The sequence below is a fragment of the Clostridium sulfidigenes genome (genome assembly GCF_000732635.1).
In the GTDB taxonomy this organism is placed as follows: Bacteria; Bacillota; Clostridia; order Clostridiales; family Clostridiaceae; genus Clostridium_J; species Clostridium_J sulfidigenes.
In genome coordinates, this window is sequence record NZ_JPMD01000002.1 from 57234 (window position 1) to 73366 (window position 16133).

Annotated in this window: 18 protein-coding genes, 2 pseudogenes and 1 riboswitch; of the genes and pseudogenes, 2 read left to right on the plus strand and 18 right to left on the minus strand. The window is 29.8% G+C overall.

What is annotated here, in order from left to right:
• Position 1: 1 nt before the first annotated feature.
• From IO99_RS19720 to IO99_RS02260, 10 genes and pseudogenes are all read right to left on the minus strand, one after another.
• A complete protein-coding gene (locus tag IO99_RS19720) occupies positions 2 to 493 on the minus strand; it encodes a cobalamin biosynthesis protein (RefSeq protein ID WP_341349069.1) in 492 nt (163 codons plus the stop codon).
• Between the two features lie 2 nt (positions 494 to 495).
• Entirely contained in the window at positions 496 to 996 is a 501-nt protein-coding gene (locus IO99_RS19725; RefSeq protein ID WP_341349070.1) for a cobalamin biosynthesis central domain-containing protein, read from the minus strand.
• Positions 997 to 1032: 36 nt separating this feature from the next.
• Complete coding sequence (cobM, locus tag IO99_RS02225; RefSeq protein ID WP_035129683.1) at positions 1033 to 1785, minus strand: precorrin-4 C(11)-methyltransferase; 753 nt, start codon at positions 1783 to 1785, stop codon at positions 1033 to 1035.
• Positions 1786 to 1796: 11 nt separating this feature from the next.
• Positions 1797 to 2463, minus strand: a pseudogene (locus IO99_RS02230) (cobalt-factor II C(20)-methyltransferase).
• Positions 2464 to 2567: 104 nt separating this feature from the next.
• Positions 2568 to 3131 carry a precorrin-6Y C5,15-methyltransferase (decarboxylating) subunit CbiT gene (gene cbiT, locus IO99_RS02235; protein WP_035129685.1) on the minus strand — a complete coding sequence of 188 codons (564 nt, stop codon included), beginning with the start codon at positions 3129 to 3131 and terminating at the stop codon, positions 2568 to 2570.
• Positions 3132 to 3737 carry a precorrin-6y C5,15-methyltransferase (decarboxylating) subunit CbiE gene (cbiE, locus tag IO99_RS02240; RefSeq protein WP_035129687.1) on the minus strand — a complete coding sequence of 202 codons (606 nt, stop codon included), beginning with the start codon at positions 3735 to 3737 and terminating at the stop codon, positions 3132 to 3134. It lies immediately after the preceding gene.
• Between the two features lie 10 nt (positions 3738 to 3747).
• Positions 3748 to 4827, minus strand: a complete 1080-nt coding sequence (gene cbiD / locus IO99_RS02245) for a cobalt-precorrin-5B (C(1))-methyltransferase CbiD (protein ID WP_035129689.1) — start codon at positions 4825 to 4827, stop codon at positions 3748 to 3750.
• Between the two features lie 16 nt (positions 4828 to 4843).
• Positions 4844 to 5470, minus strand: a complete 627-nt coding sequence (locus IO99_RS02250; protein ID WP_035129691.1) for a precorrin-8X methylmutase — start codon at positions 5468 to 5470, stop codon at positions 4844 to 4846.
• A 58-nt stretch (positions 5471 to 5528) separates the two neighbouring features.
• Positions 5529 to 6845: a cobyrinic acid a,c-diamide synthase CobB gene (locus tag IO99_RS02255; protein ID WP_035129693.1), complete on the minus strand. Its 1317-nt coding sequence runs from the start codon at positions 6843 to 6845 to the stop codon at positions 5529 to 5531.
• A gap of 11 nt (positions 6846 to 6856) precedes the next feature.
• Entirely contained in the window at positions 6857 to 7687 is an 831-nt protein-coding gene (locus IO99_RS02260; RefSeq protein ID WP_035129695.1) for a sirohydrochlorin cobaltochelatase, read from the minus strand.
• Positions 7688 to 7831: 144 nt separating this feature from the next.
• Positions 7832 to 8012, minus strand: a riboswitch (cobalamin riboswitch).
• Positions 8013 to 8216: 204 nt separating this feature from the next.
• Between IO99_RS02260 and IO99_RS02265 the strand changes: the two are divergent.
• Positions 8217 to 8482, plus strand: a pseudogene (locus tag IO99_RS02265) (GIY-YIG nuclease family protein).
• Positions 8479 to 9114 carry a DUF2238 domain-containing protein gene (locus tag IO99_RS02270; RefSeq protein ID WP_035129697.1) on the plus strand — a complete coding sequence of 212 codons (636 nt, stop codon included), beginning with the start codon at positions 8479 to 8481 and terminating at the stop codon, positions 9112 to 9114. Before IO99_RS02265 ends, IO99_RS02270 begins: the two are co-directional and overlap by 4 nt.
• A gap of 69 nt (positions 9115 to 9183) precedes the next feature.
• Here the strand turns inward: IO99_RS02270 and IO99_RS02275 are convergent, their stop codons facing one another.
• The 8 genes from IO99_RS02275 to IO99_RS02305 form a co-directional block, all read right to left on the minus strand.
• Positions 9184 to 10335, minus strand: coding sequence for an MGDG synthase family glycosyltransferase (locus IO99_RS02275; protein WP_035129699.1), 1152 nt, complete (start codon positions 10333 to 10335; stop codon positions 9184 to 9186).
• Between the two features lie 221 nt (positions 10336 to 10556).
• Positions 10557 to 11087 carry a hypothetical protein gene (locus IO99_RS02280; protein WP_035129701.1) on the minus strand — a complete coding sequence of 177 codons (531 nt, stop codon included), beginning with the start codon at positions 11085 to 11087 and terminating at the stop codon, positions 10557 to 10559.
• A gap of 55 nt (positions 11088 to 11142) precedes the next feature.
• A complete protein-coding gene (locus IO99_RS02285; protein WP_035129704.1) occupies positions 11143 to 11814 on the minus strand; it encodes a hydrolase in 672 nt (223 codons plus the stop codon).
• A 532-nt stretch (positions 11815 to 12346) separates the two neighbouring features.
• Complete coding sequence (locus IO99_RS02290; protein WP_035129707.1) at positions 12347 to 13078, minus strand: Panacea domain-containing protein; 732 nt, start codon at positions 13076 to 13078, stop codon at positions 12347 to 12349.
• A gap of 16 nt (positions 13079 to 13094) precedes the next feature.
• The gene (locus IO99_RS02295) at positions 13095 to 13781 is read right to left on the minus strand and encodes a nucleotidyltransferase family protein (RefSeq protein WP_035129710.1); all 687 of its coding nucleotides are present in this window, start codon (positions 13779 to 13781) and stop codon (positions 13095 to 13097) included.
• Positions 13782 to 14128: 347 nt separating this feature from the next.
• Positions 14129 to 14791, minus strand: coding sequence for a hypothetical protein (locus IO99_RS02300; protein WP_035129712.1), 663 nt, complete (start codon positions 14789 to 14791; stop codon positions 14129 to 14131).
• A gap of 173 nt (positions 14792 to 14964) precedes the next feature.
• Positions 14965 to 15141, minus strand: coding sequence for a hypothetical protein (locus tag IO99_RS19240; protein ID WP_198028542.1), 177 nt, complete (start codon positions 15139 to 15141; stop codon positions 14965 to 14967).
• Between the two features lie 113 nt (positions 15142 to 15254).
• Entirely contained in the window at positions 15255 to 16016 is a 762-nt protein-coding gene (locus IO99_RS02305; protein WP_035129715.1) for a sigma-70 family RNA polymerase sigma factor, read from the minus strand.
• Positions 16017 to 16133: the final 117 nt, after the last annotated feature.

Below are 16133 nucleotides of genomic sequence, written 5' to 3' on the forward strand. Positions count from 1 at the left end.
ATCAGTAGACTAACTTTCCAATACAAAGGGTTATACCTTCAAAACTAATTTTATCTGTAAGTAACTCTCCCCCTGCTAATTCAACACAAGGTTCACATACCGCTCTCACACCTATAGATTTCTTAACAAAATCACTACCCTTGTATTTATGTTCTATGCTTTCTATTTCTTTTAAAGAATGAATCTCCATGGGACAGTTTAAAAATTCACTTAAAGCAATTAATGCTCCTTCATTCTTTTTAACTTCCACTGTAGAAATAGTTTTTATGGCTCTTAAATCTATATTATATTTCTTTAAAGTATCCACAACAAAATTTTTAACTTTGTCCTTATCCACATCTTTTCTACATCCCATACCTAATATGATGTTTTTCCTTATGAGTTTAAGGTGAATCAAGCCTTCAACAGGTGGCAAGTTATCCACATCTATTTTATTAGATACTGTAACCATACCCTTAATATCTACTTCAGGAATTACATATCCCTTTGGCATTTTTATTTGGCTTCATCATCTAAAAAACCAACCTTAGCTTTATCAACCAATTTGGCAGCTATGTCTTTAGCTATTTTCATATCATCTATAATCAGATTATTATTCTTAGCAATCATATCTGGAGCATCTATTCCCATGGAATCAGTGGCTGTAGTTATAACTGGTGTAGCCTTAAGAATTTCTGAGACTTTTAAAGCAAGTTCATTAGCTCCTCCAAGATGTCCTCCTGCAAGACTTATGGCGAATCTGCTTTCACAGTCTACTACTACCACTGCTGGGTCCTTATCCTTTCCCTTTAGAAAAGGTGCTATTCCTCTTACTGCAATGCCTGTAGATGAGATAAAAATTATTCCATCTACAGTATTCATAAGCTCTTCACATACAGATTTTAGTTTGAAGTTTTTGTTATTATAACTAGAGTAAAGCTTAAGCTCTAAAGTTTCACTTAGTTTTTTTGCAATATTATCTCCTTGTCTTGTTACAGACACCGCTGCTAACTTCATAACTCTCCTACTTTCTAGAATTGTACATTCTAAGAATTACTTTTGTCCTTCTCTAAACATATGAGTAAAGGATTTATCATATAGAAGACTCTTATCATAATCGCAATTTATAAAGTCCCCTACTAATATTTGAGCACATTTAGTGATTCCTGCTTCTTTAACCTTTTCTGCTATATCATCTAAAGTTCCAATTATAGCTCTTTCATCTTCCCAAGTAGCTCTTTCAACTACAGCTATATTAACATTCCTTCCATAACCTTTTCTTAGCTTTGCAACTACCTTATCTATCATGCTAATAGAAAGGAATATAGCCATGGATGCACCAATTGATGCAAGTTTTTCTAAGCTTTCAGTTTCTGGTACTGGAGTTCTTCCCTCAACTCTAGTTAATATTACAGTTTGAGTTACTGATGGAAGTGTAAATTCCTTTTTTATTACAGATGCTGCTGCTGTAAATGAGCTAACTCCTGGAATTACCTTGTACTGAATATTTAATTTATCAAGTTCGTCCATTTGTTCTTTGATAGCTCCATAGATAGCTGGATCACCTGTATGAAGTCTTACTACCATTTTGTTTTCTTTCTCAGCCTTACCCATAACTTCTATAACTTGTTCTAAAGTCATAGATGCTGAATTATGTATTTCACATCCAGCCTTACAATAATTCATATGCTCCTTGCTTACAAGAGAGCCTGCATATATAACTACATCTGCCTTTGCAAGTGTATCTCTTCCCTTTACTGTGATTAACTCTGCATCTCCTGGACCTGCTCCTATAAAATAAACCATTCTTCTTCCTCCTAATCTCTATTTGCTATTATAAGTGACATGTATTCTTTATTATCTAAAATATCTTCTCTCTTATGTAAAATCTCTTGCCCTTCTCTTCCAGCTTTTTTTTATATATACATAGTTAAAGCCTTTTTCATCAAGAACGTCTAATACTTCTTCTTCTCTTTTATAGACCTTCATTATAACTACATACTTTTCATCCTTTATATCTGAAACTCTGCTAGCTGGGGTAATAAGTAATGGTTCATCACCTATAACTAATGGTTTTTGCGCAAGACTAGCACTAGCACAGAAGGAAGTTATTCCTGGAATTGTTTCAACTTCAAAGCCATGCTCTTCTATATATTTCAGCAAATAAATATATGTACTATAAACAAAAGGGTCTCCTAAAGTTAAGAAGGCTACATTCTTTCCTTCCTTAAGCTTCTCTTCTATAGCTTTAAAGGCTTCATATATTTTTTCTTCTTGGTCTTCTCCACCCATTGGAAATTGCTTTATCATAACTTCTTTATCCTCTGATATAAAGTCCTCTGCAATGCCTAAAGCTATACTTTTCCCACCTTTCATAGCACTTGGTGAAACAATTACTTCACACATTTCTATAGTTTTAACCGCCTTTAAGGTTAATAGCTCTTTATCTCCTGGTCCTACTCCAACTCCATATAACTTTGCCATCTATTTCACTCCTCTATTTCTACTATAAAACAATATTTTCAATTCTTAACTATTTTCTATTGCTGTATTTCCTTGTACTACAAACCTACTACATTACAATATTTCTAATTCTTATAAGCCTCTACAATAAAAATTGGATTATATCCAAATAACATATAACTTTGGCCTCTTGTTTTACTTACGCCAACTTGAGTACAGCTAATTTTTATGTTTAATTCTTTTAAAGTACTCATTGCTTTATATACATTATCAATGGTTATAAAATTTAAAACCATTACTCCATCATCTTCAAGAAGGTTATGGCATTTCTCAATTATTTTTTCAAGATTTCCACCACTACCTCCAATAAAGATACTATTAAACTTTTCCTTAATAGAGTCTAACGCTTCTAAAGCTTCACCTTCTATAATCTCTAAATTATCACAATTAAACTTATCTTTATTTTTATAGATTACCTCTAAGGCTTCTTCATCTCTCTCTATTGCAACAACACTACCAGAAGTGCAAATCTTACTTCCTTGAATTGATATGGAACCAGTTCCAGCTCCTACATCTAGAAGTTTAGAATTTTCCTCTAAATTAAGTTTTGCTACACTTAGAATTCTAACTTCTTCCTTTGTCATAGGACAGTTTCCTCTTATAAACTCTTCATCTTTTATATATTTCATTTAAACTTCCTCCACTACAAAGACACTTAATGAAGAAAATTCCTTCTCCATTATCTCTTCTGGTGTACCTACTGTTATTTTCTCATCTTCATAGGATAAATTTTCTCCTACCCATATATTACAACTTATATTTTCTATAAACAGTTTATTTGCTAAAACCTTAGGTGAATTTTTACTATCTGTTAAGAATATACACATACTATTTTCTTTAACAACAGTTAAAAAATCTTCTTCTCTTCCATGGACACTGCCTAAAAATTTTCCATTCCAACTCTTCCCTATCTTGCTCATTAGATATTGAAAAGAGCTAAGTCCTGGTATTATCTCTATAGGCTCCTCTTTTATATTTCTCTTTATATAATCAGTAACTCCATAAAAACATGGGTCTCCCGATGCAATTATAGATATTTTCTTGCTCTTATTCTCTTCTACTATCTTTAAAATATCTGATAAAGACTTAACTGCCACTCTTTCAGTATTTATAAAATTTACACTTTCCAAAGCTCTAGAAAATCCTACTAACATATCACTATTTTCTAAAGTTTCAACAGCCTTAGGAAGTATATACTCCTTACTTCCTGGACCAAGTCCTACTACATAAATCATCTTTCCACCTCTATAATGTTGTAGCTAATATCTTAGGATTAGTTGCACCCCAATACATAACTACATCACATTTAAGTTCACCATAGCTATAAAGCTCCATTCTTTTCTTCACTTTATCTACAATAGTTTTATATATCTCACTATATTCACCCTTTAAAGCTTTTATAGCACCCTCTGTAGTCTTTTCATTATATATACTTCTAACTAAGTCATGTGGAGCTCCTGCTAATGCTAATTCTAATGCTATTACTTCTAGTCTTACATCACATACTCTACTGTGAGTGTTAAAGCTACCAGCAGATATCTTACATATCTTACCTATATGACCTATTATAATTATCTCTTTAACTCCACAGCTAACACAACATTCTATAGCAAATCCAACAAAGTTTGATATTATAGCCACTTGATCTATAGAATATCCCATAGATTCTGCAACCTTTTCTCCCATGTTTCCAAAGGCTAATATAAGAACCTTATTTTTTAAAGCCTTTTGAGTTATCTCAATTTTTATTGATTCTTTAATTGATTCTTCAGACATAGGATAAACAATTCCTGTAGTTCCTAATATGGATATTCCTCCTATTATATTAAGTCTAGGATTAAAGGTTTTCTTTGCTACTTCTTCTCCCCTTGGTACAAATATAGTAATAGTAACTCCTTCATCCTCTGGAAGCACACTACTTACCTCTTGCTCTATCATAAGTCTAGGTACTGGATTAATAGCAGCTTCACCCTTTTCAATATAGAGGCCTTCACCATTAACTACTCCTACACCTTTTCCACCTTTTAAAATATATCTTTCTTCACCCTTTTCAGCTCTTGCCCATATAGGTAATCCGTGAGTAGCATCTATGTCATCTCCACCATCTTTTATAATGGAACATTCCACATAGTCATCACCAAAAACAACTTCATCTATTACTAAGTTTAAAATTATTCCCTTTGGTGTATTAATCTCTATCTCTTTAATTTTTTTACCAGTAAAAAGCATGTAAGTAGCTGCCTTAGCAGCAGCTGCTGCACAGGAACCTGTAGTATAACCACATCTTAACTTTTTACCATTACTGTTAACATATAAGTCTAACATTCTAATACCTTCTTTATTATCTCTCTACTAACATATACATAAGAGCATTGACTATAGCTGCTGCTACTGCACTTCCGCCCTTTCTTCCTCTAACTGTCATCATATCTATATCTTTTAATTTTTCTATTTCTTCTTTTGATTCAGCTGCTCCTACGAATCCTATTGGAGCTCCTATAATAAATTTACAATTAGACTTTCCTGATTCAATAAACTCTTTAAGTTTGAATAAAGCCGTTGGAGCATTTCCAAATACAAAGAACTCTACTCCATCTCCTACTGCCTTTTCTACTGCAGCCATAGAACGAGTTATGCCTCTTTCCTTTGCAATCTCTGCAACTTCTGGTTCTGATACATAACATACAACCCTGCAATTTAACTTTTCTAAGGCTCTTTTATTTATTCCTGAAAGTGCCATATTAGTATCTGTATATATAGTTGTTCCCTTTTTTAGAATCTCTAGGGCTGTATCTATAGCATCATCTGTCATATAAACTAAATCCTTATATTCAAAATCTGCTGTAGTATGAATAACTCTCTTAATTATAGAAAGCTCTCTATCATCGAAATTATGAGGTCCCATTTCTTCTCCTATAATTTCAAAACTTCTCTTTTCTATGTCCATTGGTATTTTTATATAATCCATTTCTCCTCCTACTTAAGGAAATAACTTTCCTTAATAAATCTCTATTTTAAAATTACATCTACTTAATTAAGCTATTAAAAAAATCAATATTAGAAAAGAAATGTATATGTCCATAAGCTGCTAAAACATTATTTTTTACATACCCACACTTCCACTTCTTTGTGGTTCCATCGTAGGCTTTCTTTTCTAATTCATATATTTCTTCTTCTTTTAAATCTACCAGTGATTTATGGAATTCATGACAATTAATCATCATATCCTTTGGCACTATAGAATTTTCTTCTTTTATCTTTATAGTTGCGTATCCAAAATTATTAAGTTTTCCAGTCATATAAGATGTTCCATTAAAGAAACCTACTGTTTCAACTCCATCTATGCTCTCTGTAAGATACATAAGTCCACCACATTCTGCATAGCATTTTACTCCACTGTTTAGGGCTTTTCTAATACTATTTAACATAGATTTATTAGAAGATAACTCTTCCTTGAATACTTCTGGGTATCCTCCACCTATATATATAAAATCTACATCCTTTGGCACTTCTCTATCTTTTAGGGGGCTAAAATACTGAACTGTTCCAACCTCTTCCAAAAGCTCTATATTCTCTTTATAATAAAAACTAAAGGCTTTATCATAGGCTACTGCAATCTTTATATCTTTGTTTTCAGCGTGGAAATCTTCACTGTTAGTAGATTGAATATCTGAAGCTTTAAATTCTTCTATAAGACTATCTACATCTACATACTCTTCCATAAGGCTACTGCATAACTCTATCTTCTTTGATAAATCTTCAACCTCGCTACTCTGCACAAGGCCTAAATGCCTACTTTTCAAAGCTAACCTCTCATCCTTAGGTATGTATCCGAAAACTCTAATCCCTTTACAATTTACTTCAATAGCTTTTTTCAAAAGTTTATAGTAACTTTCACTAATATTATTAAGTATTATCCCTACTATGTTCACATTTTCATAATTTCGAAGTCCTTCTATTTCAGCACATAAAGTTGCTGATTGAGCTTTAGGAGATAATACTAATACCACAGGCAAATCTAAAGTTCTAGATACATGAGCTGTAGAAAAATTAGTATCTATACCTTTTCCATCATAAAGTCCCATAACTCCTTCAATGATTCCTAGGTCACCCTCACCTCTTAGATAACTCTCCTTAACCCCTGGTTCTCCCATTAGAAATAAATCTAAGTTTCTTGTATCTACTCCTGTTATTTCTCTATGAAAGGCTGGATCTATATAGTCAGGTCCAACTTTATATCCTTGAACCTTATATCCTCTATCTATAAGAGTTTTCATAAGTGCTAATGTAACAGTGGTTTTTCCACCGCCACTACTATTTGAAGAAACTATTATACTTTTCATAATTTACTCCTTTATGGTGTTTTCTTCGTATCTCCCAAATGAAGATATTTATTATCTATTACATCTTGTACATGATTCACATATATATGTCTAAACTTCTCAATCTCACCCAAACCATGAAGATATATGTCTACTTTAATTCCAGCTTCTTCTAAAATAGTCTTCCATGAATCTTCTTCATCAGAAGCCATATCATTAGTTGCATGGTCTCCAGCTACTAGCATAAGTGGTGCTAACTTAACGTGATCAATACCTTCTCTTTTAAGAATTTCTACTATCATATCTACGGTAGGATATCCTTCTACTGTTCCAACGTATACATTATTATAATTTAAGTAAGTAAATACGCTTTGAAGTGCTACAAAGGCTGAGTTAGCTGGATGATTACTTCCATGTCCCATAAATACCATAGTCTTATCTTTTGGTATAATTTCTTTTATAGCATCTATAAACACCTCATAATCATTAGGTGTTTCTTCCCCTCCTTGAAAGTGAAGGGCTGGTCTACCTACTTTTATTGATTTAAATTTATTACTCCCTCTAAACTTATCAACTACTAATCTAACATATTGGAACTCTTCCCCTGGTATTATATGGAGTGGCTGAACTATAACTTCTTCATAGCCTTCTTTGTATAATTGCTCTAACGCTTCCTCCGGGGTAGGTACAATTATTCCATCTCTATTTTTTATTTTTTTAATTATCATATGGGCTGTAAAAGCTCTCATAACATGATACTCTTTAAATCTTTCTCTTATTTCATCCTCAATTTTTTCTATAGTTAATTTTAATGTATCCTTATAAGTAGTTCCAAAGCTTACTACTAATATAGCCTTTTTCATTTTAGTTCCTCCAAATTTAATAAATTAGTGCAAAATAAAACCTCTACCCAAAAGGTAGAGGTTAAAATTCAATTTAACTCATAACAGAATTATAATTTGTAATAAATATACAAACTAAACTATTAACTCCCTTCCCTCCGAAGTGTCATATCTATGCTTTAGGCAGGTCTCCTGACTCACGTATCATCCTCCATCTCACCTTCCCAGAAATACACTCCAGTGGTTTTTCTATGAGATTTCGTCTTCGTACACAGTAGCGGGGGCTGTAGTGGACTTTAACCACTTTCCCTATTAAACATAATGTACCTAAAACTATACTTTATTCAATTTAAATCAACATATTATTTACCATTTCTCTTTAATCCAATTTAATTATACCCTATGATTTAATTTAATTCAATATGAATATACTAGTATTTATAAAATAGTATAATATATTCATGCTAAAATAATGATATACTATTTAAATAGTATTATACAACAGTAATAATTATTCTAATTTTTAATATATTTTATATGAGGTAAAGATATGTTTTTTGTTTATATATTAAGATGTAATGACAATACTTTATATACAGGATGGACAACTGATTTAAACAAAAGCTTAAATGCCATAATAGTGGTAAAGGAGCTAAGTACACCAGATGCAGATTACCTGTAGAAATTGTTCACTATGAAAACTTACCTGACAAATCTTCAGCTTTAAAAAGAGAATGTGAAATAAAAAAACTTTCTAGAGCAGAAAAACTTATTCTTATAGAAAACGCCATAAATAGCTCGGAGGGAAATCAATGAAAAATACAAAGTCTTCTTTTTCTTTATTTTTCAAATGGATATTTAGATCAATTTTATTAATACTATTTGTTTATTACTCATTTGTAAAAACTGATAATAATTCAAATTACATTAGCAACATTCTATTAATTCTTATCACATCCTTTATACCAGATATAATTTTAAATATATTTAAGGTTAAATTAACTAGTTTACCTGACTTTTTATTGCAGTTTTTTATATTTTTAGCTCTACTCTTAGGTAGGATGTACAATATGTACTCAATACTACCTTGGTGGGACATATTTCTTCATTTTGCTTCAGGGGCTCTTTTAGGGTTTTTATCTTTAATAATTTTAAAACCTCTTATAGGTGAAAATAATATCAAAACCCTTCCACCATTATTCATAGGGATGTATATATTACTCTTTACTATTTCTGGAGCTGCACTGTGGGAGTTCTGGGAATTTGCAGGAGATCAACTATTGGGGTTTGATTCTCAACTTAATAGTCTTACGGATACTATGACAGATATGATAAGTGGTTCTTTAAGTGGTGTTATATTATCTATAATGGGATTTTTACACATTAAAAATGGTTCATTTAAGTTTTTAGATAAATTTATTAATGCCATTAAAAAATCTCATAAATAAACCTAAAGACTCGTATTATAAAGTCAAAAGACCAAGGTCTTAAAAACCTTGGTCTTAATTATTTAAGTTTTATGCAATTTCTGAATTACATTCAGCTTCATTTTCTTTCATTAATCTTCTTATAAGTTCTAGTAACTCATTTGTTGAATTTGATTTATCAAAAGTCATACAGTTTTCTTTAATCTCTCTTAGTTTATTTTTGTCCTTAATCAAAGCCTCTATAGCTTCAGTACAATTATCACCTCTGCCTATAGATATGGACATGCCATGATCTAATAGAAACTTTGCATTTGCTTCTTCTTGTCCAGGTATTGCATCAAAGGTAATTAAAGGAAGATTTGCTGCTAACGCTTCTGATACTGTAAGCCCTCCTGGTTTAGTAATTAAGACGTCTGCTAAGTTCATATATCTATGGACTTCATTGGTAAACTTAATAAGCTTTGTCTGTTTTTTACTAAACTTAATCTGTTCCTTAATTTTATTATATAGTCTTTTATTATTACCCGTTAGAATTACAATTTGAAAATCTATAGGAATATTATTTATATTCTTATAGATTTTTTCTATATTATATACTCCGAAGCTTCCAGCCATCACTAACACGGTCATTTTATTTTCGCTTAATCCCAGCTCATCTAGTAGTATTTTTTTATCATCTTCATCTTGATGAAAAAAACCATCATATACAGGGATTCCATAAGGATGAACTTTTTCTGGAGGAACTCCTCTATCTATCATACCTTCTACCATATCTTCACATGCTACACAATATTCATCTACATTAGGTTTTATCCATGTTTTATGTGGTGCATAATCAGTCATTATACATATTGATGGCACCTTTATACTTCTATTTCCCTTTAATATAGAAATCATTTCTGTAGGAAAGGGATGAGTAGTTATGATTACATCTGGAGCAAATGCTTCTATTAGCGGGATCAATTTTTTCGAAAATAAATAAATTAACTTTGTTACTAAACATGTTAAGACTCCAGACTTGTCCGTTAAACTATATATATTTTTATATAAGGAATTTAAATACTTTGCCAGTACTATATATCCCTTAGTTACTATTTTATTTATAAATGGATTAATATACTCTAAGGTATCCACTACTTTTACTTTAGCATCTAACTCATTTTCTAAAATATATGATTCTAAAGCCTTTGATGCTTTTAAATGTCCTCCACCAGTAGATGCAGATAAAATAAGAATATTCATATTTACAATCCTCTCTCTATTTACTTCACATGGTCTTATGTAGTAAATTTAACTATTCTATTTTACCACACCTATTATGCTTTAGTCCAATTAATTAAATCTAACATAATCCATTTAAAATCATAAACATTTCATAAACTTTTATTATCAAATATAAATTTGATAATACATTCATGGTAAGACGGTCTTAGAATAAAATATATTCACTATAAATATTTATATTACTTATATTTCTCTATAGATAGTTCTAACACTACGGATAAAATGTTCTTTTCTATTGTATTTAAAACTTCTATCAACGTATCTACGCAGGTTTCTACTTTTTCAGAAGTAGTACCGTAGTTTTCTCTATCTTTTAATTCTACTACTATAATTTGTGATAACTTAAGTACATTTTGTGCATATTCATTTATCTTTTTGTCATTAATATAACCATTTACAAATTTATAATTATTTATAATCTCTTCAAATTCTATTATAAATTCGTCTCTATAATAGCTTTCTACATTTATCCAATTAGGTATTGTGTTATTTTTAATTTTATCTCCAAAGACTTTAATTTTTTTATTTAGTTCAAATAGTTCCTTATAACTTTTTATTTTATCGTTATTAATATCTATAGCACGTTCTTTCTTAGATTTTTTTCTCTCTTCCATAATTAGTTTTCTCATTATTAATAGAGATATACCTCCACCAAATGCTGCAGATATTAATGGCACTATTATTCCTAACATCCAAGTTGCCTTGTCCATAAATAAATCACCTCAAATATAATATTCGTTGCAAATATTACATTTCTGAATGAAATTAGTCTTCATATCTTTTTCTATGTTTAATCATTATTTCATTTAATATATCACTAGTACTTTGTGGTGTATATGTTATAGCATTAGCCCCAGCAATTATAGTTTCACGTATACTCTCATCTGTAGGACCTCCTGTTGCTATAATAGGTACATCTGGGTACTTACTTCTTATATGTCTAACAATATTCGCAGTTTCTTTAGCTCCTGATACATTAAGTATAGTTGCTCCTGCTGCTATTCTTCCATCTATATCATCTTTTTCTGAAACAACAGTAACTAATATTGGTAAATCTATAGTTTCTCTCATCCCTGCAATAACATCATTGCCTATAGATGAATTAACTACAACCCCCATAGCTCCCTTAAATTCAGCATCCAATGCTAGATTTATCACCCTTTTACCTGTAGTAATAGATCCACCTACCCCACAAAATACTGGGATATCTGATGCTAGTAATAGTGCTTCAGTTATTCTGGGTTGAGGCGTAAATGGATATACTGCAATAACAGCATCTGCATTAGTATTTCTTATAACTGCCACATCAGTTGAAAACACTAAAGATTTAATTCTTTTCCCAAATATAACAATTCCAGTAGCGTCCCTAATAACCTTAGGTAACTCAATCATATGACTTCTTAGTAAACCTTTAAATTCTGGCACACGTTTTTCCATAAAATTTCTCCCTTCACCATATAAAGCTATGTCCTTTCTAAAAACATAGCTTAAATCACGCCTCACATAGATAACTTTAACTTACATATATAAACTTAAAATGTGATTAATAACTTATTTTATTTTCTTAACTTACAGATTATATCACAGGTTTATTACTTCCTCAATAAATTTATTTAATTATTTTTATGGAATTATACGGTACATTTTTACTCTCTTTATCTATGTAAAAATAAGATAAAAGAAAACAATAAAAAAACCTAGCGATTACTAAAATCACTAGGTTTCTATGGCAGGGGCACGAGGACTTGAACCCGGAACCAACGGTTTTGGAGTGCGTTAGATAGCTTTTTTTATATTCCTTCAAATCGTAGCAATCCCTTGTATATCAACATTCTTCAATTTTAGATTGTTCTATAATCATTCATTTTAATGCTATTTCTTATGTCATTAGTACCCAAATAGTACCCAATGGGTTCTATTCTTATAATTTAATTATAAGAAAAAAGAACCTTTAAAAATAAGGTTCTTTTTATTGATTTGCTATTCTTGCACATTCTCTTACTAACTTAAATGGAATATTGGATCTCAAACCTCGCTCTTTTATAGTTATATCCCATGGAGAACCCTGGCAATGAGTTTCTTCTATTAATTCACTACCTGTTTTACAACCATATTTTAAAAGCACCCTATCCATAATACTTAATATAGTATTACTATCCTTAACTTTTTCAAATTTTAATTCTAGTTTTATTTTTTCTAGTTCTTTATCTTCTAAATCTATCTTTTCACTCTTATATTTATTTAAAACTCTATATATCTGCGGTATAACCGGTCCATATTGCCATGCTTCAAACTTTTCTTCAAATAAAGGAGTATCATGACTTTTACTAAACTCTTCATAAACAAAGTATAAAAGCTTTTGAACCTGTAGCTGATCAAACCTATATTGACACAATATATATTTAGCAATATCTTCTGGGGTTAATTTTGTACTCATTTTAATGGTTTCTTCAAATCCATCTAAATCAGAATAAAATATTACATCTTTGAAATAGCTATCATACTCTGCAATTGATTGTTTAACCCTAGAATTAGTTGGAATATGATGAAAACTAAATTCAATATTAGTAAATTTCTCCTTAATTTTATTTGCGATATCTTCAAATTTAAGTATACCTGATACTTTACTATAGCATTTATGAAATGCAATTCTTTCTCCTTGAACATAATCACTACACATTAAAATCATATGCTGATACATAAACATCACCCCTCTCTTAAAATTTATTATAATCTTTAATTATATCTTTTACATAATTTTGTTTATATGGAACATGTAATTCTCTATTCTTTTTTTCATTTTCACTATCCCATATTTGTAGCTCAATAGGAAAGGCCTCATTGCTATCTTTAAAATAAATATGATACCCTTTATATCCTTCTTTAGTATCCCTATGTATATTATTTATGATATAACCTTGCTCTTTAAACCATAATATCTTTTTTTCTAGTATATTAATATTATTTTTATAATCTTTATCTATTATTCTTAATCCCAATAAGTCATTCAAACATTTATTTATCGGAAACTTTCCATGTTGATCTTTAGACTTTATATATATTTTATTCCTAATAGATTCTTCTGATTTTACTCTTCCTGTAAATTCAGTCTTATCCGTTATATCAATACTGTCATCTAGTTCTAATAATATTTTTCGATAAAAGCTTGTTAGTCCATATTTAAAAGTATGCATATAATCAAGGAATCTATTATCTATTCCACATGATGAATTATAAACATCTCGTATTTGTTTTGATTTTAAATTCATCCTACCACTTTTTATGCTATGCCATGATTTACAATACTCTTTATAATTACTATATATGCACTTAATTACAAATTCGTAATCATCTAAACTTAGCGTCTGGTCATCTAAACTTAGTATTTGACTATTCTCTTCCATATTACTAAAACTTTCCTATCTAAAGTATTTCATCTTTTCTCAAATTTATACATATAGAAAGAACAATATACGACAATACTTGTCCATCTTTCTCACATATAATAGTATTATTTAGTATTATTTTATAATACTAAATATTATATAGTATTACATAGTATTATTTTATGCTAATTTCATAATTTTGTATAATCGATTTATTACCCAAATTGTCACACATATGTGACAATAGCTCACCATATCTTCGATTTTCACATTATATCATTCAATTCAATTCAATTAAATTAAATTAAATCGAATTGAATCAATATGCAATTTACTCATATTATCTATTAATAAATTTCCTTACTCTAGTTAGAATAACCTTTTATCCTAAATTTATCTGGTTTACTTATAAGATAATCTCTAATTTTACGAATAAGAGTTTCAAAACTATCATATAACCATTCCATGTGAAATTCTGTAATTTCTATAAATTCCAATGGCTTTAATTCATCACAAAGTTCTATAACATTTTCAATTTTATCCTTACTTCCACACCATGTATCTTCATCCACAATTGAATTATTATGGATAATATGATTTCTAACAACTCTAATGTCATCAATATGTTCTATCAGTTGCGATATTTCTTCATCTAATATTACTTTCATCAATTCATCTTTGCATTGATGAAAGTTTTCAAGATTCTTACATTGTTTTTTATCATAACAATTAAGATATATAGCTAATTCTTTTATAAAAAATTCGTAATCAGAATATAGTTTAGAATATAGAGATTCATATAAATATCCATTGATAATATCACTACCTACAAAATACAATTTAGAAAAATATCTTTTTCCATCTTCATCATTATATGAATATACTTCATCAATGAATTCTCTAACATCAATCTGATTAAGAATATTTAAATTATTAAATGCTAGAAATATTAGCTTTGATGACATAATTTTTTCATAAAAATCATCAAAAATAATATTTAATTCTCTATTTATATAATTAAACCACATACTTCCTCCTATATCTAAAACATGCATTAATACTGTTTTTTATTCCATATAATATTTTATACCTCTTATAATTCCCATCACGTAAAAAAATACACCTATATTTCTACAAGTGTATTCTGATCTACGTATCAAATATATTTATCCAATTTTCGAAAAGTGTTATTTTTAAAAGGCTATTCAGCCTTATCATCTTCAACTTTAAGTGTAAAAACACCTATATCAAGTTCTCGTTTTTTTAACTCTGAGTATAATTGTTGTTCCGTATATATTCCTCTTTCATTTAAAAACTTCCAAAGTTGTTCAACTCTTTCAATATTACTCTCATCTTTACATTCTAATCTTCTTTTCATCTTTAATTTCTCCTAACTGCAATTATTCTCTAAATACAGTATTCAAATTTAATGACTTATTTATGCATCAATTATCTTTTGCAATAAATTCATACTCTCCGTTCCCAGCATACCTATACCCCCATCAAATCATCAAAATATCTATTTATAAAATCAAGTTCTCTTTCTATGTTGCTATAACTTAATTTTCTACCTCCAAATATTTCATTATAATACTCTTGACCTTTAATTCTACACCATGAAGTATGTCTTATTTTCCTAAATGCATTTTCTTTTATTTGTCTTACTCTTTCCCTTGTGATATTTAAGATCTCACCTACTTCTTGCATTTTCATAACATCACATTCCCAGCCATAGAGAAATTTAATTACTTCTCTTTCTCTTAAAGATAAACATTCATTCATTACTTTTTCTAACTCTTGTCGCAACTGTTTAAGATATAATTTATATTCTACATTTTCAAAACTGTTATCATCTACTTGTATGATATCTAGTAACTCTATGTCTTCATCCTGTCCAATTGGAGTATTTAAGCTTTTAGTAAAGTTATAAAGCTTATTATTCTGTATCTCCTTATCACTTCTACCATTAGCACATATACATATCTGTCTATTTATATAATGGACTGCATAAGTAATAAATTTAGCTTTTTTCTCATTATTAAAATCATAGTTCTTAGCTGCAGCTATTAAACCTATAACTCCACTATTGAATAAATCATCAAATTCTATGCCTTTTTTTCCTATTTTATTGTAATTTTCAGCTATTTTTTTTATAATTCCTATGTTCTGTTGAAGTAGGTCATCAAGTGCCTGTTTACTGCCATTTTGGTACTGTTTAACTAACTCTTCATTGTCACATTTTAATGTCTTCAATACAGACACCCCCTTTTTTCACTCATTTAAGGAACTTTGTGTGAGGAACTCTAATAACAACGGTACTGTAGGGATTTCCTCTTTTTCTGGTAAGTAGGGGGGGATATTAAACCTTTT

Bases quoted from the DNA above. Each gene is read 5' to 3' on its own strand.
- IO99_RS19720 (WP_341349069.1), bottom strand. From the start codon at position 493: ATGCCAAAGGGATATGTAATTCCTGAAGTAGATATTAAGGGTATGGTT.
- IO99_RS19725 (WP_341349070.1), bottom strand. From the start codon at position 996: ATGAAGTTAGCAGCGGTGTCTGTAACAAGACAAGGAGATAATATTGCA.
- cobM (WP_035129683.1), bottom strand. From the start codon at position 1,785: ATGGTTTATTTTATAGGAGCAGGTCCAGGAGATGCAGAGTTAATCACA.
- cbiT (WP_035129685.1), bottom strand. From the start codon at position 3,131: ATGAAATATATAAAAGATGAAGAGTTTATAAGAGGAAACTGTCCTATG.
- cbiE (WP_035129687.1), bottom strand. From the start codon at position 3,737: ATGATTTATGTAGTAGGACTTGGTCCAGGAAGTAAGGAGTATATACTT.
- cbiD (WP_035129689.1), bottom strand. From the start codon at position 4,827: ATGTTAGACTTATATGTTAACAGTAATGGTAAAAAGTTAAGATGTGGT.
- IO99_RS02250 (WP_035129691.1), bottom strand. From the start codon at position 5,470: ATGGATTATATAAAAATACCAATGGACATAGAAAAGAGAAGTTTTGAA.
- IO99_RS02255 (WP_035129693.1), bottom strand. From the start codon at position 6,845: ATGAAAAGTATAATAGTTTCTTCAAATAGTAGTGGCGGTGGAAAAACC.
- IO99_RS02260 (WP_035129695.1), bottom strand. From the start codon at position 7,687: ATGAAAAAGGCTATATTAGTAGTAAGCTTTGGAACTACTTATAAGGAT.
- IO99_RS02270 (WP_035129697.1), top strand. From the start codon at position 8,479: ATGAAAAATACAAAGTCTTCTTTTTCTTTATTTTTCAAATGGATATTT.
- IO99_RS02275 (WP_035129699.1), bottom strand. From the start codon at position 10,335: ATGAATATTCTTATTTTATCTGCATCTACTGGTGGAGGACATTTAAAA.
- IO99_RS02280 (WP_035129701.1), bottom strand. From the start codon at position 11,087: ATGGACAAGGCAACTTGGATGTTAGGAATAATAGTGCCATTAATATCT.
- IO99_RS02285 (WP_035129704.1), bottom strand. From the start codon at position 11,814: ATGGAAAAACGTGTGCCAGAATTTAAAGGTTTACTAAGAAGTCATATG.
- IO99_RS02290 (WP_035129707.1), bottom strand. From the start codon at position 13,078: ATGTATCAGCATATGATTTTAATGTGTAGTGATTATGTTCAAGGAGAA.
- IO99_RS02295 (WP_035129710.1), bottom strand. From the start codon at position 13,781: ATGGAAGAGAATAGTCAAATACTAAGTTTAGATGACCAGACGCTAAGT.
- IO99_RS02300 (WP_035129712.1), bottom strand. From the start codon at position 14,791: ATGTGGTTTAATTATATAAATAGAGAATTAAATATTATTTTTGATGAT.
- IO99_RS19240 (WP_198028542.1), bottom strand. From the start codon at position 15,141: ATGAAAAGAAGATTAGAATGTAAAGATGAGAGTAATATTGAAAGAGTT.